This is a genomic window from Acinetobacter sp. AS5 (assembly GCF_048957595.1).
Lineage (GTDB): Bacteria > Pseudomonadota > Gammaproteobacteria > Pseudomonadales > Moraxellaceae > Acinetobacter.
Window position 1 is genome coordinate 1 of the sequence record NZ_JARDAL010000135.1, and the last position, 1,206, is coordinate 1,206.

Consider the following 1,206-nt stretch of genomic DNA (forward strand, 5'->3'; position numbering starts at 1 on the left):
CACTGCTGTCCCATAGTTTGATTTAAATAAAAAACCTGAGTCCAAATCGTTAAAATATGAGTGCAAACAAACACTTTAACGACCAGGATTCAGGTTTTGTCACATCAGAATACCGTATTTCATCAGCTTATTAAACCCGTCGTGCGACAGGATTTTGAGCAACTTGCTAAAGTACACCATGTTGGACAGAAATTTAGAGCGGCTTCAAGATGGGATCAGTTTATTGCCATCTTGATGTCTCAACTTTCCTGCAGGCAAAGTCTGAGAGATATTCAATCCAATCTGGAGTGCCAACAGGACAAACTGAGTCATTTCGGAGCAAAGTCTATTCCCCGAAGTACACTGGCACGAATCAATGAGCAGCAGCCTGCTGCCTTGTATCAACAGCTCTTTTACAAGTTGCTTAAATACTATGAACACTCAAAAGTAGCCCATAAATTTCGCTTTAAGAATCCATTATATTCCCTGGATGCCAGTCATATTGACCTGTCGCTTTCCTTATGTGAATGGGCCAAAGTTCACGACTCAAAAGCCAGCATGAAACTCAGCATAGGATTGAATCACAGCAATGATATTCCTGAGTTTATTGCAGTTGAAAATGGTAAAGAAAATGACATGTTACAAGGCCGAAAATTCCAGTTTCCCGCTGGCAGCATTGTGGTCTTTGATAAAGGCTATGTCGATTATCAATGGTATGCGAATCTAAGCGCTCAAAACGTTAGCTTTGTGACACGTTTTAGACCTAAATCGGTGTATCAGGTGATCCAGCAACATCCAGTGCTTGAATCCAAAGGCATTCTAAAAGATGAAACCATTCAGCTAAATAGCGCACATGCCCTAAAAAGAAAAGCCCCCGTATTAAGAAGAATTGAATATAGAGATCAGCAAAGTGGCAAGCACTTTAGCTTTCTCAGCAATAACTTTCATCTAGCTGCCTCTACCATTGCAGCGATTTACAAAGACCGCTGGAAAGTTGAATTGTTCTTTAAAGCGATTAAACAGAACCTGAAATTAAAAGCCTTTTTAGGCCGAAGCAAGAACGCCATTCAGACGCAAATCTGGATTGCGATGATCGCCTATTTACTGGTAAGTTTCGCTCAACATTTAGGGAAAAAAGGCTGGACAGTTCAGCGCTTACTCAGAATAATTCAAGTGAATTTATTTGAAATAAAAACCTTAAAAGCGTTATTTTCACCCGATAAAGTC

Annotated in this window: 1 protein-coding gene; it reads left to right on the forward strand. The window is 40.0% G+C overall.

From position 1 onward, the window contains the following. Positions 1–96: 96 nt before the first annotated feature. Positions 97–1,206 (forward strand): IS4 family transposase (locus tag PV763_RS17595; RefSeq protein ID WP_420938293.1); only part of this gene is annotated, 1,110 nt, incomplete at its 3' end.